Source organism: Halorubrum shenae (assembly GCF_051194165.1).
Classification (GTDB): Archaea; Halobacteriota; Halobacteria; order Halobacteriales; family Haloferacaceae; genus Halorubrum.
The window spans coordinates 118,306-140,651 of the sequence record NZ_JBLZNI010000004.1 but is presented as its reverse complement, the minus strand read 5'-3'; the positions used below and the strand labels follow the sequence as shown (position 1 = coordinate 140,651).

Below are 22,346 nucleotides of genomic sequence, written 5' to 3'. Positions count from 1 at the left end.
CTACGAAAGTACATGATCGGCCAGTACAGGTGACTCACAAATCCATCACCCCGTAGAATCACTCACTACCTGTCAAGAACGCTGTGCGAGATACAGAGGATGAATACGTTTTGGTTTCTTGAGCGGTGATGGACTTGCCGAAGAGCGTCGCCAGTGGCTCTCCCGGAGATGCTGATGGACTTTTGAGCTGTCGCCAAGTCGCTCCACCCCATCAGCACTTGGAGCGGAACGTGTCGCCCGCCGAAAGGCCCTCAGTGAAGCCGAGGAGCGCCGCGACCTTTAGGCGTCCATCGAAGTGCGAGGCAAGTCCGTAGAATGACTTGATGCCGACGATGCGCTGGTAGACGAACGCTTTGATCATCGTCGGCGCATCGTACCGCCGCCCGCTTGCGAGATCGTGAGAGAACTTGTGGTCTCTGAGGAATCCACCGGTAGCGACGAGCCACGGTTCGATGCGCTCGTCAAAGTAAACAGACGGATGGGTTTCGCCGCCGGGGTACTTCGGTTCAAAGAGTTCTTGTGGCGGGTTACGATACTCTCGGTCCGTCACTCATCTTGAGGTACGAGAAATCCCGTATAACATAGTATATATTTTGACACTGCCTTGGGCGGTGTTCAGATAAAGATGGAAAGTGAGGCGGTGTGTTTTCTGAGTGGTTTATGCCCGAAAACACATATCTCCGCGGTAGTATCGACCAGACCGAATTAGGCTTTGTGGAACGAGAGGCGACACCGAGATTACTGATGAAGCTCGGTCTTCTGCTCTATCTCGCTGGATTATCACTTTCAAATACTGTTTCTATATTTGAGATATTTGGTGTCGAACGTGCTCGATCAACCGTTCATAATTGGGCACACGAAGCCGATCTACAGCCCGAAGCTGGGCGGTGTCCGGATCACGATGCAGTTGACGAGACCGTGATCCGACTCAACGATGAGCAATATTGGCTGTATGCCGCAGTCGATCCCGAGACAAACGAATTATCTTATACAAAGCTTGAACCGACAAAAACAAAGGTTCTTGCTCATTCATTTCTGACAGGACTCTCTGAGAAACACGACGTCTCCGACGCGGTGTTTCTCGTCGATGGATCGCGCTCGTTACAAGATGCGTGTCAACGCCACAGCTTCGATTTCAGATACGAAACACATGGAAATCGAAATGCCGTTGAACGTGTCCTTAGAGAGATAAAACGTAGAACTACCTGTTTCTCAAACTGTTTCAGCAACGCCGAAGCAGAAACCACCGACGACTGGCTCAGTTCGTTCAGTTTCGCATGGAATCAGCTAATCTGAACACGATGGTCTTGAGTGTACGGCGTCTGGTATCTGTCGAAAAAGGAAGACGCTCAAAACAGGTTTAGAACACTTTTTGGACTAAACGACCACAAAGGTGTGCTATAGTCCCAATTGCAAGGAACCCCGCGGTAAAGGCGAGGAATATGAGCCACGTCGGAGAGTCAGTACTCGGGGGCAAGACGAGGTGATACCCAATTAGGTACACTGAGAGTCCACCGACCGGCCCTAATGAAAGGAGAACTGCTGTTCTGAGGTCTTGACCGTTTACTGACGCATAGAAGGCACTCACCCCGACGACGAGTAGGACACCATATAGCACATACATAGATACTTCTTCAAGTGGTTGACCTGCCGTTTCAAGCAGGAATCGATCAATCCCGAATATTGCTAGCGTTACAACTCCCAGAAGTGCAGAGAGCCCACGATAGCCAATCCGAGAGGACTTGCTTGCCTTGTGGAGGTTGTTCAGGGCGTTCATATGCCGAGAATGTCACTTCTATAACTATATTCCTTCGGGTCATCCATAGTGAATCCTCACGTTCGCCAGTTTAGTTAAGTCATTAAATATCAGTACCACACATCCGTCAAACAACCACAACTTCGACTTACTATTATCGAAACGTGTCGCTAAGTGCGTCGCTTCTACTGTCCGAGTTCAAATACCACGAACAGATTGAACCGCCATCCACGCGTCGCCGTTGTACGAAAGAGACAGGCATTGGGAGTTAAAATAACCCTACGTCGGGAATGGTTACAAGCCGATACGAATCCCCAGACTGTGCTGAATACGCGTTATACATCTTACAGCGTCTTCCCGAGCTACCGAGGAACTGTCAGTACGGTCTGATCGATACAGAGGATGTAGTCAGCAGGGGAACTGTGTTATTTTCTCTAAAGGAATCCTGAATTAGCCGATGGAACCTGATTGCATCTTGGGTGAATACTCTGCGACACCATTGGCGGAATAAATAGTTTAGTTCCGCGTCTAAACAATACTTAAAATAATGTCATATTTGTTGCCTTGTTCAAAAGAAACGTAACTGGTCAGTATATAGTAATATGTAAGCATACATATGAGACATCAAACAGACTCTTCCAATTTCGGGAAGCGCTATGAGCCGTTTCGTGACGATTGCGGAGAGTGGGCGTTTGAGATTTACGAATATCAGACCGATCTCAACTCAATTGCGCCATCAGATGTTCCGGCTGATCCTAGCCCCAAAGAGGCATACCGTGCTGTCGTCTTCCTCGAAGGGTTCATTCAAGATCAAAAGAGTACAGGAGATTGGTCGGACAGCACGCTTGAGAGGTTCGAGTCTTTTGAGTCTACTATCGAAGTCGAGGCCGTAACAAAGGCTCTCAGAGAGATTGCGAATCGCACAGAGAACGAGCCCAATTTAAACGATATGTGAACTGTACTGACCGATTCACGGGTCGATCAACGAGGCATGTGAACCGTGCAATCAGTACTTCCGTGGTTTAACGGTGCAGTTCGTGATCAGCGGCCGGATTCTTCAGTAATCAAGCTAACTGCGAGTGGAAGCAATCGGGTTCAGCGGCAACCGCAATCAACGTCCCGGGAAATTGAGATCCGACTTTGAACACCGGCACAATACTTCCCGCTCAAAGTCGGCACATCTTCGTACAGTAGGAACCGTTGTACGCCGAAAAGGACGACCTGTACAAAGACGAGATCGCTCAGCTCGGATCGTTGCCGATCGCCTTCGAAGAGAGTGAGCGGTCGCGTGAGGATCCGGGATGGATGATCGAGCGAACGGTCGAACAAAACGAAGTAGCCGGACGTACGTCTCTATATTACTACACCGTGGAACGAGTGTATACTTCGCCGAAAATATAAGAAATATAATATATTAAGTCGGAAGTGGGCGATGGCTGACTCGGATGTCAAAGAGGTATACCCGGCGCACGGTCGTATCGAGTCTAGCCGCGTTAACGGCGGCGAGCCAGACAGCGGGCAGTGTGGCTGGTAAAGAAGCGGAAGGCGAAGGCCACGGGATCGAACAGGAAGGAGCGACGCTCAACCGCTTTGCGACGACCATCATTGGTGCTGAGATCACTGGCATGTTCATCACCGAGGACGGGCGGTTCTTCTTCAACGTCCAACACCCGGACGCGAACCTCGACGGGGAGGACGAACCGGGAATTCTCGGCGCAGTCACGGGAGTAGACATGAACCAGCTCCCCAGGGATTTCCAGAGCGTCCAGATTCCCGAGGGAGACGACGACGATTACAGCGACGACGGCGACGGAGTACCCGAACCGTACGACAAGCGGGTGCGGACGGCACTGGGTGACTATCAGCGGCTTGCGGTTGGCGGCGACGAGACCGACGACGGCGAGGAACTGGGATCCGTCTACACGCCTGAGGGCGACTCGCTCACCGGGCAGATCAACCCCGATTTCAACGGCTACGTCCCGTCGAGCGAGGAACCCGACGAAGGCTACCTGTTCACCAACTGGGAACACCGTCCGGGGGCGATGACGCGAGTTCACCTGCAGCAGAACGGCCGTAACGGCACGTGGCGGGTCCTCGGCATGGAGAATCTCGACTTTTCCGCCGTGGAAGGAACCTGGGTCAACTGCTTCGGGACCGTCTCTCCGTGGGGCACCCCGCTGACCTCCGAGGAGAACTACTCGATTCCGGATACGCCGGTGTGGAACAACCCGGACTGGCAGTACAAAGGCGGTGTCGAGCGGCTCGCACGGCACCTCGGCCACGAACGAAACGATGACGGCATCTTTGCCGACAAGTTCCCGAACCCGTACCGCTACGGGTACATCGTCGAACTGAACGAACCGGAAAGCGAGGAGCCGGTACCCGAGAAGCGGTTCGCGCTCGGCCGCTCGACGCACGAGAACGCGGTTGTCATGCCGGACGAGAAGACCGCCTACACCACCTCCGACGGGACCGCCCGTGGCTTCTACAAATTCGTTGCCGATGAGAAGGGCGACCTTTCCTCGGGAACGCTGTACGCCGCGAAAGCCACTCAAGACGGACCGCTCGGCGGCGATCCCGACAAGGTTAGCTTCGGCATCGAGTGGATCGAACTCGGGCACGCCAGCGACGACCAAATCGAGGAGTGGATCGCCGAGTACGACGAGATCACCCAGGCGGACTACGAGGAAGGTGAGAACTCGTATATCACCGACGCGGAGATGGATGCGTGGGCCGTAGGGGACGCAGACGACGATCGCGTCGCCTTCCTCCAATGTCGACAGGCCGCAATGCGGAAAGGCGCAACGACGGAGTTCCGCAAGATGGAGGGGATCAATATCCGCCGCGATGCCGAAGCGGGTGAGGACTACATGTATGTCGCCATGTCGAATACCAACCGAACGATGGGTGACGACGAGGGCGACATCCAGCTGAACGGCGACGAATGGGGAGCTGTCTACCGAATGCCACTGGAAAGCGATTACGACATCAGTGAGATGGAGCCGATCGTCACCGGTGGGCCGGAGGCCAACATCTGTGGTGGCTGTCCCTACGACGCGAATCCGAACGCCAACGACAAGGCGTGTCAATCGTGTGCGTTCAACCCGACGAAGGACGACGAAGACCAAGGTCGTCTAAAGGGCACGATGAATCTGGCAAAATCGATGGCCATGAGCGGGCAGACCTCGCTCGACCCCGAGAACACAATCGCCGAACCCGACAACATCGTCGTCATGGACGACGGACGGGTCGTTATCGGCGAGGATACGGGTAATCGCGGCCACGAGAACAACATGATTTGGGTGTTCGATCCCGGTTCTGCCTGATCTCCACCCACGCTCAAGTATCGTCGTCCTCATCCTCAATAACCTATATCTTATACTGAATGTCTGATAATAAATCGGGAACTTGCTCAGCTGTTGTTGAATACAGCGTGTCGATCTCCTAGAATCTGCTCGGTCAGTCAAATTCTGCTCGTGAGCAAAACCGAACTTGATTTTTATCAACCTATTCATTCGGTTGTGTGCCCTCCAGAAGAGCTCTGTTGGCGGCCGTCGGCAGCGCAGTTGCTGCCCGGATAGCTGGTTGTAGTGGGTCTGACTCGGGCGGTTCAGATGGCTGTGTTGAATCGCTGTAAGGCGTAGAGATTCACTGTTTGACGAAGCGCTTGATGTTATAGACGACACACATCAGCGCGATTTCTCGGAACTCACGAAACCATGACCGCGCTCGCACGGCGAAGCCGAGCGAACGCTTCACAGCCGAGTTCACAGTTTCAGTCATAGAGCGCTGATTGTAGCTGTTATCGTCGATTCTGGCGTTGTGTGCGTGGTCGTACGGAGTGAAGATACGGTGCTTGATCAGCGGTCTGATTCCGAGGTCGCGTAATCCTTCACGAAGCGATTGCTTGTCATAGCCTTTATCGGCCGCAAGAGACCGCAGATCGCCCGCGTTCCGGCGGGCGATCTGCTCAGCGAGGTCTGCGTCGCTTCCCTCCCGATTCGTTGAGCAATGAACGTCAAGGACGGCTTGAGACGCTGTATCGACGAGTTTTGTGACTTTGATCTTTTGAACGCGGTAGCTGATTCGCTGGCAGTAGTGGCGGCTCGCTGGTGAGCGGTCGTAGAACGTGGCGTCGATCGCGGCGTGTTCAGAGAGATCGTGCAGGTGCGCCGACTGGCGCAGCAGCACTCGACAGACGCTCATGCTGATCCGGTCGAATGCCTTACACAACGTGGACGGCGCGGGGAGATCGGCCGCGTTGAGGCCGATCTCCCCGGTTATTTGTGGCATCTCTTTGAGTAGGTCGATCGTCATGCGGTACGATGAATCGAGGTAAATCCGCAGACCGTGAAGGGAAACGAGTGCATAGTCAGCGAATCCGCCGCCACCTTCCGGGGCGGCGGATTCGCCTCCATCGCCAGTAACTCTTTGAGCAACCGGCACAACTTCTCCGATGAAGCGGGAGATTTGGGTCATGAACAACTGAAGTCTCCCGCTTCAACTCCTTTGATTTAGCGGCCTACCTCGCTGCAGTATGGTGATTCAACACAGCCCTAGCAAACCATTACTGTGCTGTGGAATAACGATAATGGGCCTTGTTTAGACGGAGAGACCCGGTCAGTCTGAGAGATGCCTAATTAATATCGCTTCACTAGTAGATACAACGAACTACCAAATCTATTAGAATGTGAAGCGGGACAGATTGGGTGTGCAAACCAAGATCTCCCGCTTCGCAGAGGCGGTTGTTTCGCTCGCCAAAAAAGCCGTCGCTGGCGAGCCAGCTCCGGCATACCGTCCCGGAAGAGACGGGTATGCTGACTGGGTGATTCTTGCTGTACAAGACTTCAAAGAGTATCTCGCACACGATTACCGCACGCTGATGGACGTTCTTCGAGAAATGCCGAGAGTCGTGGAATCACTCGATTTGACGGTTGAGACGTTACCTCACTTCTCGACCATGTGTACACGGAAGCAAGCGATTCCGATGAAGCGGTAGCGGGAGATCCTTGACGCGTCGGTCGAACTATACGAACTCGGAGATGTTCAGACAATCGACGCAACCGGCGTGGATCGTGTCCAAGCGAGCCATCACTACGCGAAACGGACGGATTACACGTTTGAGGCGGTGAAGACATCGCTACTCCGCGAACTTGTCATGAAATCAGCGGTGAGAAACATTGAACGCGCGATCGAGGGGGCAAACCGCTGAACGCTGGCGTCTAAACAAGGCCCAGAGGGTGTAGTCAGCACAAAAATTCCGTTTTGTTCGGGCGTTCGACGCTGAACCACCCGCTCGGTGTACGTGTGTGTCTCCCGCCGTTTCACGGTACGACGAGACCGTGCGGCGGTCGTCTCGTTTCGACAACTCTGTACGAGTTCTTCGGTAGTCGGAATCGACACACATTAGGATGAGAGCCATGCGTACGTCTGGACGGCGCCGAACAACAGCGCGAGTGCCCCGTTTTCGACGAGCAACAAGACGTTGTCTGGCCGCATCGTCCGGATGCCTACGGCGAGAACACCGAACGCCGTTGCCAGTATCAGATTGTACTTTGCGAACGCTACCCAACAGTCCTGATCGAGCTCAATGAGACCATCGCTACCCATACGTACCGTGCATCCTCGACGGTGACAAATGGTAGGATTGACGAGGCGGTAGCGCCGAGAAACCTGCAGTCGCGATACGTGAGCTGACTGTATTGAATAAGCTGCCCACGAAAGCCGGGGAGTGGCTCCGCACAGGATACGCTCTGTGTATCTCGCACGGCTATCGGAACACCTCTCTGAGCTGGTAGAATCTTCGGCGATCAAGATGCGCTCTTCAGTGTCCGGCTGTCTCAGACGATATTGTGTCTGAAGAAATTATTTCAACAGAGCAGACTATTCATATTCCGAGAAACCTGAGAATCGATAGGTCGCATTAAGTTAGAGGATGAGGCGGACGAGTTCTGAGTGTCTATGGCAGAATTCGACCGCCTCAACGATGGTATCGCGTGGATTGACTTGTCGTTTGTGGAGCGAGATCGAACGCCACTCTGGGCAATTGAAGTAGGGATCCGCTGTCACTTGGCCGGTATGTCACTACGCAAGGTAAGTAAATTTCTCGAGGAATACGGCATTGATCGGAGTCATGTCGCTATCCACAACTGGGTTGATAAAGCCGATCTACAGCCGATCTCGACCGTCTCCGAGGATCAACTCGCGGTTGACGAAAAGATGATCCGCCTCCATGGTCAGAAGTTCTGGCTGTACGGTGCGGTTGATCCGTATACGAACGAAATTCTCCACGTGAGCCTCTATCCAACCGCAAATCAACAAACGACGCGATGGTTCTTGACCGAGCTACACCGGCGCTACCAGTTAAATGACGTCGAATTTCTCGTCGATGACGCAGACTATCTTGGATCAGTTCTTGCTGAAGACGGCTATCGATTTTAAGTCATTCGCCATGAAAATCGAAATGCTATCGAACGTGTTTTTGAGAAATAGAACGGCGGACATCATCGTTTGCGAATAGTTTTAGCAATGTCGCGTTAGAGACAGCTCGAAACTGGCTCGAAGCCGTCGCCGTCTAGCATAATTCACGCCAAGCTTAACGCGACCATACGCGGGTTTGGTCCTTCGAGCGTGGATTACGAGCACTCTGATGTCAAACCGGAGCAGTTCCGTATTTTTTGTATCGAGGGACGACAAGGAGCGCCGGTCGTGACTGACGACAGCGTCGTGACCGCGTTGGGTGATCGACGACTGCGAGCCCTAACCCACGTCGGGGCGACCGAATGGACGCGAGAGTTGGATCACGAGATCACGGACGTTATCGGCGCGGACAATACCATTATCGCGGCCACACATGATCGGTCGGTAGAGACGACCGCACCAGAGCATGCTGCGCTGCGAGCGTTCGATCTGGAGTCCGGCGACCAACTCTGGGAGCTCACCTTCGAGGATCACGTCGAGAGCATCGCCGCCGCTGGCGGCACCATCTACACAACGGTCGTGATCGATCGTCAAGAGGACGGGGACGTTGCTGACAAACGACTCGTCGCCTTCGGATAGCGGCAGGTCCTCCCGTCAAACAGTATCAGGCTCTGAGGCCGTAGATGATACACAGGAGGCCGGCGACTTCGAAGGTCTGAGTGAGAACCTGAACGCCGACGCGGCCACCCGAGACAGGAAGCGCGAGATACACTAGTGTAAGAGCAAGCGGGACGCCGAGTGCAAGGGCAAACCCAAGCGAGACGAAGAGCATTGGCCGACTCTGATTGCGGCGATAACCGCAATACGCGAGGTAGGCGACGAACACGCCGAGTGCGGCTCCGACCAGCTCGTAAGCCAACAACCCCGACTGCACGATCCCCGAAGGCTGACCACTAGCCTGAAGCACGAATACACTCCGGATCAGTAAAACAATTTCAAACATGGTTACATTTCCTCGATAAGTCGTGTGAACCGATCGGCCATGCGCTCGCGCCGCGTGATCTGGATCGACAGGGTGCCGTCCCCAAGATCGATGGTGATGCGATCGAGGTTCGGCGCGTACACTTGGCGGTGATGCCCGTCGTCCGGATCCGGACGCGTCCGTTCGACGACGAAATCGGCTTCGCGCAACCGTTCGAGGCGGCGGTAGATCGTCGGTCCGGAAGCGTCACAACGGTCCTTCAGAGTGCGTGCTGACATGGGTTCTCGGCTCGTTTCGGTGAGGATCTCTCGGACTGTCTGGTCTTCGAGAAGACCAGCGACGGTCTCGATATCCGGCTCGTCCTCACTCATTAGCGGCATTTCGCCTAACACCATTAAGTGAGTACCGACTACTTCAGAGTTTGAAGCCCTGCTAGTGGCTCTTTTCACTCTCTCTTCGAACAACGAGGCGTGATGACAGGGACACCCTCATCCATACACGATTCACAGTCCGAATCGACGAGCACTCAACCCGGCTCCGACAAAGACAGCAGCGGTAGCCGTCTGCTTGCGTTGGCTGACGTTGGCATCACCCTCCTAAGCATCGCTCTGAGTAGTTTTGCCCACGGATTCCTCCCCGAGCAGATGCGGATCCACTGGACACTCGGACTAGGTCCGTACTACGGCCCGGAATTTGTCCCGACACTGGTGGTTCTGATCGCGTTCCCCGTAATTATTGCTGGGATTGCACTTGGTACCTACTGGCTCGACGCTCGATTGCAGCATATCGAGGAGTTTGCCGCTATCCGGCCATACTATACGGTTATTGTGGTGGGAACGCTCAGCATCTTGCTGGCTTCTCAAGGCGCTCTTATCGTCGCTACCATGTGAGTCTCATTTCGAGACTCTCCGACTCGACATCCTCCCCGATATAAACAGTAGTTGCCAGTACAGTCTGTATCGGCTGGTCTGAAAAAGCGGTTCGATCACGGTTCGGTTGTGAGAGATCGGTTCTATACCTCACATTCGCTACCGCCGAACTCTATCTCGCCGGTTTCACCAGAATGGATATATAAAAAGAAGTTGTTCTCGGATCTTTTGCGCTGGTTGCACGTCACCTCGTAGCGACCGCGATAGGTTTCATCATTCAGAATCACTCGGGTGTCAATGGTGTCTCCGTTTTTCACTTGTGTCACCTCTTCTAGGTAGATCCCCGCGGTTGCTCGTAATCAGGTCTGTTCGCAGCGATGTCAAACCGCCCATTGATTAGTTTCTCCTCGTCGTTCTTGCGGAGCCTGAGTTCAGCTGTATACTCCCGTTCCTGCCAGTTGGTGATACCGAAGTGGAACGGATTCCGGGCTTCAAGAATTGAGGAACAGCCAGCTGTCAATACAATACTCCCGCTACCCATTGTTGTGAGAAATTCCCGTCGGTTCATATCGCATGCTCCATGCGGTCCGGAAATAAATCCCTTCGAAGGTCAAACAACGGTTTGAACCTCCAGCGAACCGATTTCGGTTAGGCAATTCGCTGGGCGAGAGCCTCTTGATGAGACAGATAAAACCCATAGATTCCGACAATCATCGAGATCGCCAGTAGGACAGTATACGGCCAGACGTAGCCAAATTCCTGCCCATAGATACGGATAGCCCCGAAGCAAGCGATCACGCCTAACACCCTGTGAACCCTCAGTCATGGCGTCGGGTCACGAATCGCTACATTTGCACGGACACTGAGCAGGTGATTCGGCGAGAAGTATCTGAAAGAAACAAAGCCGCTATGCTGTATGTATCCTCTATATCTCGCATAGCATTCTTAACAGCAATCTGGGAACTCATTCAGGCGTTGCTGAATACAGAGCGCGAGTCTTGTACTGAGTTATCTTTGGATTCGATCAGATCGGATCGCTCAGTACAAACAAGACACTTATCGATTGCATCTCAGGAGTCAGGTATGAAACGTCGTGGAGTACTCCTCGGGACGACGACCGTATTTGGTGGACTCGCTGGCTGCTCGGGGCTCTCTTCTGTATCCGCGACGGTCGACTTGGACATATTTAATCACACTGAGAGCCCTTATACGGTCGAGTTTGCTCTGTTCGAGAGCGGCGGCGACTCATCACGCAGTGACGCGAGAGTGTATGACGAGAGCATCGACGTCGAACCGCAGGGCCGAGCCGAGCGCGAGAACATTGCCGAGGCTCGACCGTACCTCCTTCGGTACGCAGTATATGAAGACAACTCCAAACAGACGGATCAAGATCATATTCACTATTATCCGCCTGAAAAGCCTGAAAACACCGATGTCGATACACTTGCATTTGACATCGACTCGGCAGGTATTGTGACCCGACGATGAGAGGTTCGCAGGCATACTGAGCAGCTATTTCAATTAATTATGGCCAGAACGAAGGAAGCCGCCGTGCTGACTGCATCCTCTGTATCGGTCACGCCCTTACTGACAGACACTGAGTAGATCGAAACCACACTGCTGCATATACGGCGCACATCTGTCAGACGGTGGCAAGTGATTAGTCCACCGAGGCAGGACGGTTGCGTATGAAACGGCGCGCCCTCCTATCCACTGCACTTGGCACCACCATTGTCACATCCGGGTGTCTCGGCGTCGGTAGTGGACAGGATGGAGAAGGAACGATGGTCGAAATCATCCCACGAAACTATACCGACCGGGAGATCTCCCTGCAAGTAGCCGTTTATGCGATAGACGACAGTCTACTGCTCGACCACACGTATACATTGCCGGGAGGAAAGGGCGACGAGTCAAAAGGTGTTGAAAACCGCGTTAGCCATCTTGTCGTCTCGCTAGACGGTGAAGACGATGTACGACATGAGTATACCCCGGATGTAGGCAATTGCTCACGGGAAGGGGAAGACGTGCAAATTCTTGTTGAGCCAGATGGAATCTCATTCGCTTACTCGTGTTAGCTTCACCCTCTGCATGCGGCAGTCGTCATCTGACAGTTCGTGAGTGATCATTTTGAGCGTACTGCATAGAGGCTACCTACTGAGCAAGTTCGGTGGCGCGCGCCTCTGTATGTCCCTAACGACAGCAGACGTCGGGCGGGGGTCGGAGGTAGTGTGGACGCGGGCCAGTTTGCGTCATCTACGTCAGTGCAATCCCGACACCGACGGCGGCACTCGTCAGTGCGAGGCCAGCGAGCATGACTGTTGTCCGGTCGTGGTGTCCGTTGGGTTCGTCGCCGGAGTCGAACCTACTGAGACGGGTCAGAACGCCGAGACCGACAGCGACTGCGGAGAGGCCACCGGCGAGCGCCAGCGTCGTCCAGATCTCGAGTCCGTTCTGTGCGATTTCTTGTGCAGCTGTCCCGGCGAGGAGGACGCCGGTTGCTATCGGGGCCGCAGCGGTCGCTTTGTTGGAGGGCATTAATCAAAATTCGGACGCGATTCTGAAAACTGTAGTGATGCCGTTCCGTGGACAGTGGTTAGTATAGGAATTGTAGCGAGCGAGGCAACTCAATCAGAAAAAGATAACAAGTTTGCTGTTGGCCGCAGATACATGTCCCTGTCAAGAGATGTCCTCCTGTTTAGTATCGTGATGATGCTATGGGCAGTTCAAATTGAAGCTAGCGGATACGGTTCCTCAGATAGTATTGTTCTCGCTTCACTTGGGATTGGGGTGATCGGACTTATTGGGAGTGTCTTTTCATCGCTGAACGCTGTGAGTCAGAGCCCAGAATCCGACTCCACTGAGTGATATGTAACTCTACTTACCGGCCTTTTCAAGATCAAGGTAACCCAGAATACGTGGAGAGTCAGATAGCGATAAGTACAGGCGAGGTAGTTTGTGAACCGTCCATTTTTGAAGCGCCCATCTGGTACTTCAAGTTTGATACACCGGTTATAACCGTCGGTGAGGTCACCCGTTCGTATGGCCCCTAAATGGTCACGACGGAAGACCCTCCACCTCTCTAGTACAGCAGTCCTCACCGGCCTCGCTGGTTGTAGCGCCGCCGGCTTCGACGCTCGGCCACAGGTCGATACGTCGCTTGGAACGACTGCCTATGCCGCGGTTATTGATGAGCAACCAACGCCTGAGAAGGGCGTCCCCGCGGTCTGGGGGATACTACTCGCGCATCCGGACGCCGCGCGCAAACTCATCGACTGGGGAGCACTCACGCCGGCAGAAGGCGACAGCGGCCCCGGAACGGAGTTCCGCACGTTTGACCCGGACCGGCAGTTCGTGTCGGTCGTTGTCGGTGTCCTTCCAACGGGTGACGCCCTCATGGACTATAACGAGGAGAACGAGAATATCGTCGAAGACGTCGCCGATGAGTTCACCGACGACTCCGTCTACCGAAACGGGCAACTCCGATACGACGTAACCTCATACCAAGCCTTCCCGCCGGATCCAGACACCCCCGAGTATCATTACGACTATTCGTTCACTCTCTGGCGTCTGAACGGTGTCGACCGACCAACAGAGATCACCGTTGAGTATCACGATCCCTGATACAATTCAGTTCTCCTGACGATTCCCGTAGCGATTGGGTGTCAATACGCAGGTGCATTCTATCGGCTGATTCAGGATTTATTTTGGAAAAATAACGCAGTTCTCGTGTTGACTACAACCTCTGTATCGGTCACGCCGTTCGTGGCAGATATTTAGTATGGATCTGATGCGTCCCCGTGGTGACCTACTAGCGGTTCTCAGGTGTGGCGGCAGCACAGTTTGAGAGGGACGTGGATGACAACGGCGTTGATCAGCGTCCTCTTCCCGACTTCGATAGCGATAACGGGTTTTGGGATTGGCTCTGCTGAACGAAAGCAATGGCATTGCGGTCAATCGACGATCAACCCCTCCGCTGTACTGCGATTCTGGAGCAAAATCTCCGTTATGGGCGCTGCAGGATTTGAACCCGCGACAGCTTGGTCCGAAGCCAAGCACTCTATCCAGGCTGAGCTAAGCGCCCGTACGCAGTAGTTCCTCGGTAAGGATGTTAAGTCCCGCGATTCAAAATCGCGTCGGACCTGATCGAACCGACGCCGGCAGTCTCGGCGCCGCGGGCGATCAAAAAGAATATTATCGGGTCCCGGCATGGTTTCTGTAGTAGATGTGTCTAGGTCGCACGGCGTCACAGCCGAACGAGTGGCCTGAGCCGGTCCTGTCGTCGCTGAGGTACGCCCATGTATGACCTGAGACCACACTTCGACGAGGAGGTCGAGCCCGGGACGAACCTCCTCTTCACCGGACCGCCGCTCACCGGCAAACGATCGCTGATGATGGATCTCTTGGCGGCAGGGACCGAGCGCGGTGACGGCGCGATCGTCGTGACCACGAAGGACGGGGCCGATCGTGTCTTAAAAGACTACCAGAAGCGAACGCCCTACGAGGGGAAGCCCGTCGCGGTCGTCGACTGCGTCACCCGCCAGCAGGGCGTCACCGACGCTCCCGAGTCCGACCGGATCAAGTACGCCTCGTCGCCGGTAGACATGACGGGGATCGGGATCAAGCTCTCGGAGTTCCTACAGGCGTTCGGGGACCGCGGGATCGAGGAGAACCGCGTGATGGTACACTCGCTGTCGACGTTGTTGATGTACTCCGACCTCCAGACCGTGTTCCGCTTTCTCCACGTGTTCACGGGCCGGATCCAGAGCGTGAACGGCCTCGGGCTGTTCAGCATCGACTCGACCTCTCACGACGAGCAGGCGATGAACACCCTCAAACAGCTCTTCGACGGCGTCATCACGGTTCCCGAGGACGGCGAACCGGAGATCCGGCTGGCCTGAGCGTCGGCTGACCCGAGCGGGGCGTTTTTCGGCTGGTCTGTAGCTGCCGGGCGTTTTAATCCACGGGCTTGCGTACTCACAGCTATGCCCATCACTGACGACGAGGGACTCGACCGACTGCTCGACGCCGACACCGTCGCCGTCATCGGCTGCTCGACGACGGCCGGGAAGGCCGCTCACGACGTGCCGGCGTACCTCCAGCGCCACGGGTACCACGTGATTCCGGTGAACCCCTTCGCCGACGAGGTGCTCGGCGAGACGGCGTACGACGAGCTCGCAGATGTCGAGGCCGACGTGGATCTCGTGAACGTGTTCCGCCCGAGCGAGGAGGTCCCCGAGATCCTCGACGCCGTGCGCGAGCGACACGCGGAGCGCGGCGACGCCGACGCGGCGTGGCTCCAACTGGGGATCAGCCACGACGAGGCGGCGGCGGGCGCGGAGTCAGACGGGATCGCGGTCGTCCAGGACCGCTGTATGAAGGTAGAACACGGGCGGCTTCGCAGGTAACGACGCGACTCGGGCGCCCCCTCGACCTCCTACCCTTCCCACTCTTCAAACGATCGATAGACGCCCTTCGAGAGGTAGCGCTCCGAGGAGTCGGCGAACACGGTGACGACCGTCTCGGACGGGGCGTCGATATCGCCGTCTCGAATCCCGCGAGCGACGCGCTTGGCCGCAACCGCGTTCGCAGCGGCGGAGGAGGCGACGAGCTGTCCCTCCTCGGCCGCGAGTCGGCTCATCTCCTCGTGGACGGCGCGGTCGGAGATGGCCTGGATGTCGTCGACGAGGGTCGGATCGAATAGCTCGTTGGTGTCGATGTCGTGGGTGCCGATCCCCTCCGTTTTGTACTCCTCGTGGGCGACTTCCTCGCCGAGGAACTCGCGATACGCGGACCCCGCGGGCTCGACGGCGACGACGTGGGTGTCGGGGTCGCGTTCGCGGAAGTAGCGGGCCATTCCCATCAGCGTCCCACCCGTGCCGCAGCCGGCGACGACGGCGCCGACCTCGCCGTCGAGGGCGTCGTCGATCTCGGGGGCGGTCGTCTCGTAGTGGGCCTCGGCGTTGAGCGGGTTCGAGAACTGTTGGGGGACGACCGCGTCGTCGAGTTCGTCGGCGATCTCGTGGGCGCGGTCGATGGCGAACCCCATCCCGTCGTCGCTCGGGGTGTTGACTACCTCGGCGCCGAGCGCGCGCATGAGCTGCTGTTTCTCCACAGAGAACCGCTCGGGGACGACGAACACCGCGTTCAGCCCGAGCTGTTTGGCCGCGACCGCGAGCCCGATTCCGGTGTTGCCCGCGGTCGGCTCGACGACGGTGCCGCCCTCGCCAACGTCGCCCCGTTCGAGCATGCGTTCGAGCATGTGCTTCCCGATGCGGTCCTTGATGCTCGCACCGGGATTGAACGACTCCAGTTTCGCGTACACCGGCACCGCGTCCGACGAGTCGTGTACCCGGACGAGCGGCGTCTCCCCGATCGTCTCCAACACCGACGACAGGGGCTCCCGATGGGTCGTCATATTGTCGCGATCGTTGCCGTCCCTCTTGCGTGTTTCCATGATCGACGCGGCCGGCCCGGAGGACGTGACGCGCTGCCGGGGATCGAACAAACTTATGCCCCTCGTCCGGTTCCCAAGAGGTATGAGCGAGACCGATGCGCAGGCCGACGTGACGGTCGTCCTTCCGGACGGAGCAGAACTCGACGTGCCGGCAGGAGCGACAGTCGAGGATGTCGCCTTCGAGATCGGCCCCGGGCTCGGTCGCGACACGGTCGCGGGGAAGATCGACGGCGAACTCGTCGAAAAGCACGCGACGGTCCACGACGGCGCGCATATCGAGATCGTCACGGACCAGTCCGACGAGTACCTCACGGTGTTGCGCCACTCCGCCGCCCACGTGTTCGCGCAGGCCCTCCAGCGGCGCCATCCCGAGGCGACGCTCACGATCGGCCCCCCGACCGACGAGGGGTTCTACTACGACGTGACCGACGTCGACCTCGACGAGGACGACTTGGACGCGATCGAAGACGAGATGGACGAGATCATCGCGGCCGACTACGACATCGAGCGCGAGGTCCGGTCCCGCGAGGAGGCGAAAGAGATCTACGCCGACAACGAGTACAAACAGCAGATCCTCGACGAAGAGGCCGACGACGAGGAGGTCACCTTCTACGTGCAGGACGACTGGCAGGACCTCTGTCAGGGCCCTCACGTCGAGTCGACCGGGGAGGTCGGCGCGGCGACCCTGCTTGAGGTCTCGGCGGCCTACTGGCGCGGCGACGAGGACAACGACACGCTCACGCGTGTGTACGGGACGGCGTTCGCGAGCGAGTCGGCCCTCGAAGAACACCTCGAGATGCGCGAAGAGGCGTTAGATCGCGACCACAGAAAGATCGGTCAGGAGATGAACCTCTTCTCGATCCCGACGGTGACGGGTCCGGGCCTCCCGCTGTACCACCCGCCGGGCAAGACCGTGCTCCGCGAGCTATCGAACTTCGCGAACGAGCTCAACCGGGAGAACGGCTACGAGGAGGTCGAGACCCCCCACGTGTTCCGGACGGAGCTGTGGAAGAAGTCCGGCCACTACGAGAACTACAAAGACGACATGTTCCTCCTCGACGTGAACGACGAGGAGTACGGCCTCAAGCCCATGAACTGCCCTGGGCACGCGACGATCTTCGACCAGCAGTCGTGGTCGTATCGCGACCTCCCGCAGCGCTACTTCGAGAACGGCAAGGTGTACCGAAAAGAGCAGCGCGGCGAGCTCTCCGGCCTCTCGCGCGTCTGGTCGTTCACCATCGACGACGGCCACCTGTTCGTCCGCCCGGACCAGATCCGCCAGGAGATCGAGTCGGTCATCGAGATGATCTTCGAGGTCGTCGAAACCCTCGACCTCGACGTCGAGGTCGCCTTAGCGACCCGCCCGGACAAGTCGGTCGGCGGCGACGATATCTGGGAGTCCGCGGAGGAGCAGCTCCGCGAGGTGCTCGACTCGGGCGGGTACGACTACGACGTGGAGCCTGGCGACGGCGCCTTCTACGGCCCGAAGATCGACTTCGGCTTCGAGGACGCGCTGGGTCGCGTCTGGGACGGCCCCACCGTCCAGCTCGACTTCAACATGCCCGACCGATTCGACCTGACCTACACGGGCGAGGACAACGAGGACCACGAGCCCGTGATGATCCACCGCGCGCTGTACGGGAGCTACGAGCGCTTCTTCATGGTTCTCATCGAGCATTTCGACGGCGACTTCCCGCTGTGGCTCGCGCCCGAGCAGGTCCGGATCCTCCCCGTCTCCGACGAGACGCTCGGCTACGCTCACCGCGTGAAAAACGAGCTCGAAGACGCCGGCTTCCGCGTCGAGGTCGAGGACCGCGACTGGACGGTCGGTCGCAAGATCCGCGCCGGCCACGACGACCGCCTCCCGTACATGGTGGTCGTCGGTGAGGACGAGCAGGAGGCGGGGACCGTCTCCGTTCGTGATCGCTTCGAGAACCAGCGCGGCGACGTCGACCTCGACGCCTTCGTCGACCACCTTGTCGAGGAACGGGACGAGAAGCGGACGGAGCCGGACTTCGTCGACGCGGAGTGAGTACTCGGGAGGTCGGCCCTGCTCCGGCTCTCGGGTTTCGTCGTGCTTTTGGCGCTGCTCTGGGTAGCCGTCTCCATGGGTGATGCATCCGCGCTGACCACGCACGAGGACGACGCACCAGACGTCGGGGAGCTGACGCCGCCCGATCGAACGCTGATGGGGCCGGGACCGAGCGACGTCCACCCGCGCGTTCTCAAGGCGATGAGCACGCCCCTGGTCGGCCACCTCGACCCCTCGTTCGTCGAGATCATGGACGAGGTTCAGGAGCTGCTCCGGTACACGTTCCGCACCGACAACAAGTGGACGATTCCGGTTTCGGGGACGGGGTCGGCGTCGATGGAGGCCGCGATCGGTAACCTCGTTGAGCCGGGCGACACGATGTTGGTCCCGACGAACGGCTACTTCGGCGGACGGATGAAGTCGATGGCCGAGCGCGCGGGCGGCGAGGTCGTCGAAGTCGACGCCCCGTGGGGCGAGCCCCTCGACCCGGTCGACGTGGAGCGCGCGTTCGACGAACACCAGCCGGACGTGTTCGGATTCGTTCACGCGGAAACCTCGACCGGGGTCCTCCAGCCGAACGTCCCCGAACTGACCGACATCGCGCACGACCACGACGCGCTCGTGATCGCCGACTGCGTCACCTCGCTTGGCGGCGTCGAGATGCGCGTCGACGAGTGGGACGTCGACGTCGCCTACTCGGGGCCGCAGAAGTGCCTCTCCTGTCCGCCCGGCGCGAGCCCGCTCACGCTCAACGACCGCGCGATGGACAAGGTTCTCGACCGCGACGAGCGATCCCGCTCGTGGTACCTCGACCTCTCCCTTTTAGAGGGCTACTGGGGCGAGGACCGCGCGTACCACCACACTGCCCCCATCACGAACGTCTACGGACTTCGTGAGGCGCTCCGGCTCGTCGCCGAAGAGGGGATCGAAGCGCGGTGGGCGCGCCACCGCGAGGTCGCCGGCGACCTGAAGGCGGGGCTCCAAGGACTGGGTCTCGAGATGAACGCCCCCGACGAGTACTGGCTCCCGAGCCTGAACGCGGTGCGGGTGCCGGACGGGGTCGATGACGGGGCCGTCATCGACTACCTGCTTGCGGAGTACGATCTGGAGATCGCTTCGGGCCTCGGCGACCTCGAAGGCGACATCTGGCGGGTCGGCTGTATGGGCTACTCCGCCCGCCCGAAGAACGTCGAGTACGTCCTCGCGGCGCTGGCAGAGGCGCTGACAGAGCAGGGGTTCTGAGCGGTCGGGAGCCGGCAAGAGCGGCCGTGAACGCTTCGAGTGCAACCGCGGCGACCGCCGAGACGTTTTTGAGTACCCGTCCCTCCGTTTGTGAGGGGTATGAACGATCTACGAACTGGACTGAGCTACGGGGACGTGCTGCTCGTCCCGCAGCGGTCGCCAGTCGATAGCCGAAGCGACGTGGACCTCGCAACGCGGTTCACGCCGAGCATCGACTTGGAGACGCCGCTCGTCTCGGCGGCGATGGACACCGTCACGGAGGCGGAACTGGCGATCGAGGTCTCGCGAGCCGGCGGACTCGGCGTGCTCCATCGCTTCCTCACCGTCGACGAGCAGGCGGCGCAGGTCGAGCGGGTGGCCGCCGCCGGCGAGCAGGTCGCCGCCGCGGTGGGTATCAACGAGGACTACGTGGCTCGGAGCGCCGCGCTGGTCGCAGCCGGCGTGGACGCCCTCGTCGTCGATGTCGCACACGGACACCTCGAACGGACGATCACGGCGGTCGAGGAGATCGCCGAGGAGTTTCCGGACACGGATCTGGTCGCCGGCAACGTCGCGACGCCCGCGGGCGTCGAGGACCTCGCAGCCGCCGGGGCCGACTGCGTGAAAGTCGGTATCGGCCCGGGATCGCACTGCACCACGCGGAAAGTCGCCGGAGCCGGCGTGCCACAGCTGACCGCGGTCGACGACTGTGCCTCGGCGGCCGGCGATCTGGACGTGACGATCTGCGCCGACGGCGGGATCCGCACCTCCGGCGACGCGGTGAAGGCGCTGATGGCGGGCGCCGACACCGTGATGCTCGGGAGCCTCTTCGCCGGCACGGAGGAGGCGCCGGGTGCGGTCGTCGAGGTCGACGGGACCCGGTACAAGCGCTCGCGGGGGATGGCGACGACCGCCGCAGCCGAGGACCGCGACGACAAGGGGGCCGACGTGGGCACCGACGAGGGGGTCGAGGCGCTGACGCCGTACAAAGGGCCGACGGCGACGGTCGCCGAGGAGTTCTGTCAGGGGATCCGCTCGGGGCTGTCGTACTGCGGCGGGCACACGATCGAGCGCGCCCGCACGAAGTCGACGTTCGTCCGCGTCGCCCCCGGCGCGAAGGAGCGCGAGGGGTTCCACACCGACGACGACTGGGAGGGAGTCAGCGTGGACAGCGAGACGAAGCGAGTCGCCGACTCGGACGGCGAAACGGCGGCCGAAAGCGGCGACTGAGCCCCCGGAGGAGCGACGACTGAGGCGTTCTACTTCGACGCCACACGCCTACCACGCCGTTCGCCTACCACGCCGTCAGCGCCGCGCAACCGTGATCGCGCGCGAGGAGCGCGAGGAACGCGAGGACGCCGGTGATCGCGAACGCGCCGCCGACGTAGAAGACGGCGGCCATGCTCACCTCGACCATCAGCCAGCCGGCGATGAGGGGGCCGGCGACGGAGCCAGGGCGCCAGACGAGCTCGCGGATGCCGAAACTGGAGGCGACGCCGCCGTCGTCGGTCCCCTCGTCGGCGAACAACGCCATGCTGGCCGGCTCGCGGAAGGAGTCGGCGACGCCGAGCAGTCCCGAGAAGGCGACGAGCGGCAGGTACGCCGGCGGCAACTCACCGAGGACGGGAAGCGTCAGGTCGGCGCCGAGCGCGGTCCCGATGGCGGCCGAAAGCGGGATCCCCATCGCGATCACGCCGTAGGCGCTGCCGCCGGCGAAGACGAACAACGACCGACCGTAGGCGTCCGAGAGCCGACCGGTGAACAGCTGACCGACCATGTTGGTCGCCTTCTCGGCGGTGACGGTGACCGCGATTGCGATGCCGGCGACGCTGAGGCCGCCGGCGGCCATCTCGGTGCCGGCGTAGATCGGGATCCACGTCCGCACCATCGTTACGGCGAAGGCGTACTGGGCGCGGAAACTCGTTATCGTGAGGATTCGCCGATTCACGGCGAGATCTGAGAAGGGGAACCCCTCGACGCGGGTATCGTCGTCGTCGAGAACGAGCCACGTGACCACCCACGCGGCGACCATCAGCAGCGAGATGATCGCGAAGATGGGACCGAAGCCGACCGCGTCGTATATCCCACCGGCCGACAGCGAGCCGACGATCGAGGCGGCGAAGGAGGCGGCGTTCGCCTTCCCGATCTTGTCGGCGCGGGTGCCGACATCGGCGATCTGACCGACCAGCGACAGGGTCATCAGCCCCGCGCCGGTGACCACGAGCCCCTGAAGCGCGCGGACGAGGATGAACGAGGCGGAGGAGTCGACGAGCGGGAACAGCGCGTAGACGCCGGCACCGACCGCGAGCACCCCCAGCAGGACGGTCCGCTTGTCGAACCGGTCGCCGGCCCACGCCAGCGGGACGACAGCGACGGTCTGCGCGAGGGTGAACCCCGTGGTGTACATCCCGATGATGAACCCGGCCGAGATGGTGACGCCGAGTACCGTCGTCGCCTGCGGGTCGAGCATGTTGATGTACGGCCCGAGCAGCGTGATCAGGGTGATAAAGCCGAACCCCTCCGCGAACCGCGTGAGGTAAAGCGCCCAGAACTGCGATCGCTTCGCCCCGTTCCCTGCGTCCGCGTGGCTCACACCGGATCGGCGCGCAGCG

24 protein-coding genes, 1 tRNA gene and 1 pseudogene are annotated in these 22,346 nt (G+C 58.8%); 15 read left to right on the top strand and 11 right to left on the bottom strand.

Annotated elements, in window-relative coordinates:
* Window positions 1-211 precede the first annotated feature (211 nt).
* Window positions 212-550: a hypothetical protein gene (locus tag ACNS88_RS07105; protein WP_435095092.1), complete on the bottom strand. Its 339-nt coding sequence runs from the start codon at window positions 548-550 to the stop codon at window positions 212-214.
* 110 nt (window positions 551-660) lie between these two features.
* Here ACNS88_RS07105 and ACNS88_RS07100 point away from each other — a divergent pair, with 110 nt between their 5' ends.
* Complete coding sequence (locus ACNS88_RS07100) at window positions 661-1,296, top strand: IS6 family transposase (RefSeq protein WP_435095278.1); 636 nt, start codon at window positions 661-663, stop codon at window positions 1,294-1,296.
* A 64-nt stretch (window positions 1,297-1,360) separates the two neighbouring features.
* Here ACNS88_RS07100 and ACNS88_RS07095 read toward each other — a convergent pair whose 3' ends face one another.
* A complete protein-coding gene (locus tag ACNS88_RS07095) occupies window positions 1,361-1,777 on the bottom strand; it encodes a hypothetical protein (protein WP_435095091.1) in 417 nt (138 codons plus the stop codon).
* Window positions 1,778-2,372: 595 nt separating this feature from the next.
* Here ACNS88_RS07095 and ACNS88_RS07090 point away from each other — a divergent pair.
* Both ACNS88_RS07090 and ACNS88_RS07085 read left to right on the top strand, forming a co-directional pair.
* Window positions 2,373-2,711 carry a hypothetical protein gene (locus ACNS88_RS07090; RefSeq protein ID WP_435095090.1) on the top strand — a complete coding sequence of 113 codons (339 nt, stop codon included), beginning with the start codon at window positions 2,373-2,375 and terminating at the stop codon, window positions 2,709-2,711.
* Window positions 2,712-3,279: 568 nt separating this feature from the next.
* Window positions 3,280-5,082: an alkaline phosphatase PhoX gene (locus tag ACNS88_RS07085; RefSeq protein ID WP_435095089.1), complete on the top strand. Its 1,803-nt coding sequence runs from the start codon at window positions 3,280-3,282 to the stop codon at window positions 5,080-5,082.
* Between the two features lie 322 nt (window positions 5,083-5,404).
* On the opposite strand, the gene ACNS88_RS07080 is transcribed toward ACNS88_RS07085, so the two are convergent.
* The gene (locus ACNS88_RS07080; RefSeq protein WP_435095088.1) at window positions 5,405-6,235 is read right to left on the bottom strand and encodes an IS5 family transposase; all 831 of its coding nucleotides are present in this window, start codon (window positions 6,233-6,235) and stop codon (window positions 5,405-5,407) included.
* A 232-nt stretch (window positions 6,236-6,467) separates the two neighbouring features.
* Here ACNS88_RS07080 and ACNS88_RS07075 point away from each other — a divergent pair, with 232 nt between their 5' ends.
* Complete coding sequence (locus ACNS88_RS07075) at window positions 6,468-6,755, top strand: hypothetical protein (protein ID WP_435095087.1); 288 nt, start codon at window positions 6,468-6,470, stop codon at window positions 6,753-6,755.
* Window positions 6,756-7,162: 407 nt separating this feature from the next.
* On the opposite strand, the gene ACNS88_RS07070 is transcribed toward ACNS88_RS07075, so the two are convergent.
* Window positions 7,163-7,366 carry a hypothetical protein gene (locus ACNS88_RS07070; protein WP_435095086.1) on the bottom strand — a complete coding sequence of 68 codons (204 nt, stop codon included), beginning with the start codon at window positions 7,364-7,366 and terminating at the stop codon, window positions 7,163-7,165.
* Window positions 7,367-7,717: 351 nt separating this feature from the next.
* On the opposite strand from ACNS88_RS07070, the pseudogene ACNS88_RS07065 reads away from it, so the two are divergent.
* Together ACNS88_RS07065 and ACNS88_RS07060 are read left to right on the top strand one after the other, a co-directional pair.
* A pseudogene (locus ACNS88_RS07065) lies at window positions 7,718-8,334 on the top strand (IS6 family transposase).
* Between the two features lie 130 nt (window positions 8,335-8,464).
* Complete coding sequence (locus tag ACNS88_RS07060; protein WP_435095085.1) at window positions 8,465-8,815, top strand: hypothetical protein; 351 nt, start codon at window positions 8,465-8,467, stop codon at window positions 8,813-8,815.
* Between the two features lie 25 nt (window positions 8,816-8,840).
* On the opposite strand, the gene ACNS88_RS07055 is transcribed toward ACNS88_RS07060, so the two are convergent.
* Window positions 8,841-9,179, bottom strand: coding sequence for a DUF7521 family protein (locus ACNS88_RS07055; RefSeq protein WP_435095084.1), 339 nt, complete (start codon window positions 9,177-9,179; stop codon window positions 8,841-8,843).
* Window positions 9,180-9,181: 2 nt separating this feature from the next.
* Entirely contained in the window at window positions 9,182-9,529 is a 348-nt protein-coding gene (locus ACNS88_RS07050; RefSeq protein ID WP_435095083.1) for an ArsR/SmtB family transcription factor, read from the bottom strand.
* A gap of 102 nt (window positions 9,530-9,631) precedes the next feature.
* Here ACNS88_RS07050 and ACNS88_RS07045 point away from each other — a divergent pair, with 102 nt between their 5' ends.
* Complete coding sequence (locus tag ACNS88_RS07045) at window positions 9,632-10,048, top strand: SdpI family protein (protein WP_435095082.1); 417 nt, start codon at window positions 9,632-9,634, stop codon at window positions 10,046-10,048.
* Window positions 10,049-10,358: 310 nt separating this feature from the next.
* On the opposite strand, the gene ACNS88_RS07040 is transcribed toward ACNS88_RS07045, so the two are convergent.
* Complete coding sequence (locus tag ACNS88_RS07040) at window positions 10,359-10,595, bottom strand: hypothetical protein (RefSeq protein WP_435095081.1); 237 nt, start codon at window positions 10,593-10,595, stop codon at window positions 10,359-10,361.
* Between the two features lie 515 nt (window positions 10,596-11,110).
* Between ACNS88_RS07040 and ACNS88_RS07035 the strand changes: the two genes are divergently transcribed.
* Complete coding sequence (locus ACNS88_RS07035) at window positions 11,111-11,515, top strand: hypothetical protein (RefSeq protein WP_435095080.1); 405 nt, start codon at window positions 11,111-11,113, stop codon at window positions 11,513-11,515.
* Between the two features lie 200 nt (window positions 11,516-11,715).
* Window positions 11,716-12,102, top strand: coding sequence for a hypothetical protein (locus ACNS88_RS07030; RefSeq protein ID WP_435095079.1), 387 nt, complete (start codon window positions 11,716-11,718; stop codon window positions 12,100-12,102).
* Window positions 12,103-12,280: 178 nt separating this feature from the next.
* Here the strand turns inward: ACNS88_RS07030 and ACNS88_RS07025 are convergent, their stop codons facing one another.
* On the bottom strand, window positions 12,281-12,562 hold the full coding sequence (locus tag ACNS88_RS07025; protein ID WP_435095078.1) for a hypothetical protein: 282 nt from the start codon (window positions 12,560-12,562) through the stop codon (window positions 12,281-12,283).
* A 504-nt stretch (window positions 12,563-13,066) separates the two neighbouring features.
* On the opposite strand from ACNS88_RS07025, the gene ACNS88_RS07020 reads away from it, so the two are divergent.
* On the top strand, window positions 13,067-13,648 hold the full coding sequence (locus ACNS88_RS07020; protein WP_435095077.1) for a hypothetical protein: 582 nt from the start codon (window positions 13,067-13,069) through the stop codon (window positions 13,646-13,648).
* Between the two features lie 385 nt (window positions 13,649-14,033).
* On the opposite strand, the gene ACNS88_RS07015 is transcribed toward ACNS88_RS07020, so the two are convergent.
* Window positions 14,034-14,108, bottom strand: a tRNA-Arg gene (locus ACNS88_RS07015).
* 214 nt (window positions 14,109-14,322) lie between these two features.
* Here ACNS88_RS07015 and ACNS88_RS07010 point away from each other — a divergent pair.
* Both ACNS88_RS07010 and ACNS88_RS07005 read left to right on the top strand, forming a co-directional pair.
* A complete protein-coding gene (locus tag ACNS88_RS07010; RefSeq protein ID WP_435095076.1) occupies window positions 14,323-14,925 on the top strand; it encodes an RAD55 family ATPase in 603 nt (200 codons plus the stop codon).
* An 84-nt stretch (window positions 14,926-15,009) separates the two neighbouring features.
* Window positions 15,010-15,432 carry a CoA-binding protein gene (locus tag ACNS88_RS07005; protein ID WP_435095075.1) on the top strand — a complete coding sequence of 141 codons (423 nt, stop codon included), beginning with the start codon at window positions 15,010-15,012 and terminating at the stop codon, window positions 15,430-15,432.
* Between the two features lie 29 nt (window positions 15,433-15,461).
* Here the strand turns inward: ACNS88_RS07005 and ACNS88_RS07000 are convergent, their stop codons facing one another.
* Window positions 15,462-16,442, bottom strand: a complete 981-nt coding sequence (locus ACNS88_RS07000) for a PLP-dependent cysteine synthase family protein (RefSeq protein WP_435095074.1) — start codon at window positions 16,440-16,442, stop codon at window positions 15,462-15,464.
* A gap of 121 nt (window positions 16,443-16,563) precedes the next feature.
* Here ACNS88_RS07000 and thrS point away from each other — a divergent pair, with 121 nt between their 5' ends.
* The 3 genes from thrS to ACNS88_RS06985 all read left to right on the top strand — a co-directional run bounded on the left by thrS (window position 16,564) and on the right by ACNS88_RS06985 (window position 20,964).
* Window positions 16,564-18,513 (top strand): threonine--tRNA ligase, encoded by a 1,950-nt coding sequence (gene thrS, locus ACNS88_RS06995; protein ID WP_435095073.1) that lies wholly within the window; start codon window positions 16,564-16,566, stop codon window positions 18,511-18,513.
* 75 nt (window positions 18,514-18,588) lie between these two features.
* Window positions 18,589-19,755, top strand: a complete 1,167-nt coding sequence (locus tag ACNS88_RS06990; protein ID WP_435095072.1) for a pyridoxal-phosphate-dependent aminotransferase family protein — start codon at window positions 18,589-18,591, stop codon at window positions 19,753-19,755.
* A gap of 99 nt (window positions 19,756-19,854) precedes the next feature.
* Window positions 19,855-20,964 (top strand): guanosine monophosphate reductase, encoded by a 1,110-nt coding sequence (locus ACNS88_RS06985; RefSeq protein WP_435095071.1) that lies wholly within the window; start codon window positions 19,855-19,857, stop codon window positions 20,962-20,964.
* A gap of 64 nt (window positions 20,965-21,028) precedes the next feature.
* Here the strand turns inward: ACNS88_RS06985 and ACNS88_RS06980 are convergent, their stop codons facing one another.
* Window positions 21,029-22,327 carry an MFS transporter gene (locus ACNS88_RS06980; RefSeq protein ID WP_435095070.1) on the bottom strand — a complete coding sequence of 433 codons (1,299 nt, stop codon included), beginning with the start codon at window positions 22,325-22,327 and terminating at the stop codon, window positions 21,029-21,031.
* Window positions 22,328-22,346: the final 19 nt, after the last annotated feature.

Bases quoted from the DNA above. Each gene is read 5' to 3' on its own strand.
- ACNS88_RS06990 (WP_435095072.1), top strand. From the start codon at position 18,589: ATGGGTGATGCATCCGCGCTGACCACGCACGAGGACGACGCACCAGAC.
- ACNS88_RS07025 (WP_435095078.1), bottom strand. From the start codon at position 12,562: ATGCCCTCCAACAAAGCGACCGCTGCGGCCCCGATAGCAACCGGCGTC.
- ACNS88_RS07020 (WP_435095077.1), top strand. From the start codon at position 13,067: ATGGCCCCTAAATGGTCACGACGGAAGACCCTCCACCTCTCTAGTACA.
- ACNS88_RS07055 (WP_435095084.1), bottom strand. From the start codon at position 9,179: ATGTTTGAAATTGTTTTACTGATCCGGAGTGTATTCGTGCTTCAGGCT.
- ACNS88_RS07040 (WP_435095081.1), bottom strand. From the start codon at position 10,595: ATGAACCGACGGGAATTTCTCACAACAATGGGTAGCGGGAGTATTGTA.
- ACNS88_RS07010 (WP_435095076.1), top strand. From the start codon at position 14,323: ATGTATGACCTGAGACCACACTTCGACGAGGAGGTCGAGCCCGGGACG.
- ACNS88_RS07095 (WP_435095091.1), bottom strand. From the start codon at position 1,777: ATGAACGCCCTGAACAACCTCCACAAGGCAAGCAAGTCCTCTCGGATT.
- ACNS88_RS07080 (WP_435095088.1), bottom strand. From the start codon at position 6,235: ATGACCCAAATCTCCCGCTTCATCGGAGAAGTTGTGCCGGTTGCTCAA.
- ACNS88_RS07005 (WP_435095075.1), top strand. From the start codon at position 15,010: ATGCCCATCACTGACGACGAGGGACTCGACCGACTGCTCGACGCCGAC.
- ACNS88_RS07070 (WP_435095086.1), bottom strand. From the start codon at position 7,366: ATGGGTAGCGATGGTCTCATTGAGCTCGATCAGGACTGTTGGGTAGCG.
- ACNS88_RS07100 (WP_435095278.1), top strand. From the start codon at position 661: ATGCCCGAAAACACATATCTCCGCGGTAGTATCGACCAGACCGAATTA.
- ACNS88_RS07035 (WP_435095080.1), top strand. From the start codon at position 11,111: ATGAAACGTCGTGGAGTACTCCTCGGGACGACGACCGTATTTGGTGGA.
- ACNS88_RS06985 (WP_435095071.1), top strand. From the start codon at position 19,855: ATGAACGATCTACGAACTGGACTGAGCTACGGGGACGTGCTGCTCGTC.
- ACNS88_RS07045 (WP_435095082.1), top strand. From the start codon at position 9,632: ATGACAGGGACACCCTCATCCATACACGATTCACAGTCCGAATCGACG.
- ACNS88_RS07090 (WP_435095090.1), top strand. From the start codon at position 2,373: ATGAGACATCAAACAGACTCTTCCAATTTCGGGAAGCGCTATGAGCCG.
- thrS (WP_435095073.1), top strand. From the start codon at position 16,564: ATGAGCGAGACCGATGCGCAGGCCGACGTGACGGTCGTCCTTCCGGAC.
- ACNS88_RS07050 (WP_435095083.1), bottom strand. From the start codon at position 9,529: ATGAGTGAGGACGAGCCGGATATCGAGACCGTCGCTGGTCTTCTCGAA.
- ACNS88_RS07030 (WP_435095079.1), top strand. From the start codon at position 11,716: ATGAAACGGCGCGCCCTCCTATCCACTGCACTTGGCACCACCATTGTC.
- ACNS88_RS07000 (WP_435095074.1), bottom strand. From the start codon at position 16,442: ATGACGACCCATCGGGAGCCCCTGTCGTCGGTGTTGGAGACGATCGGG.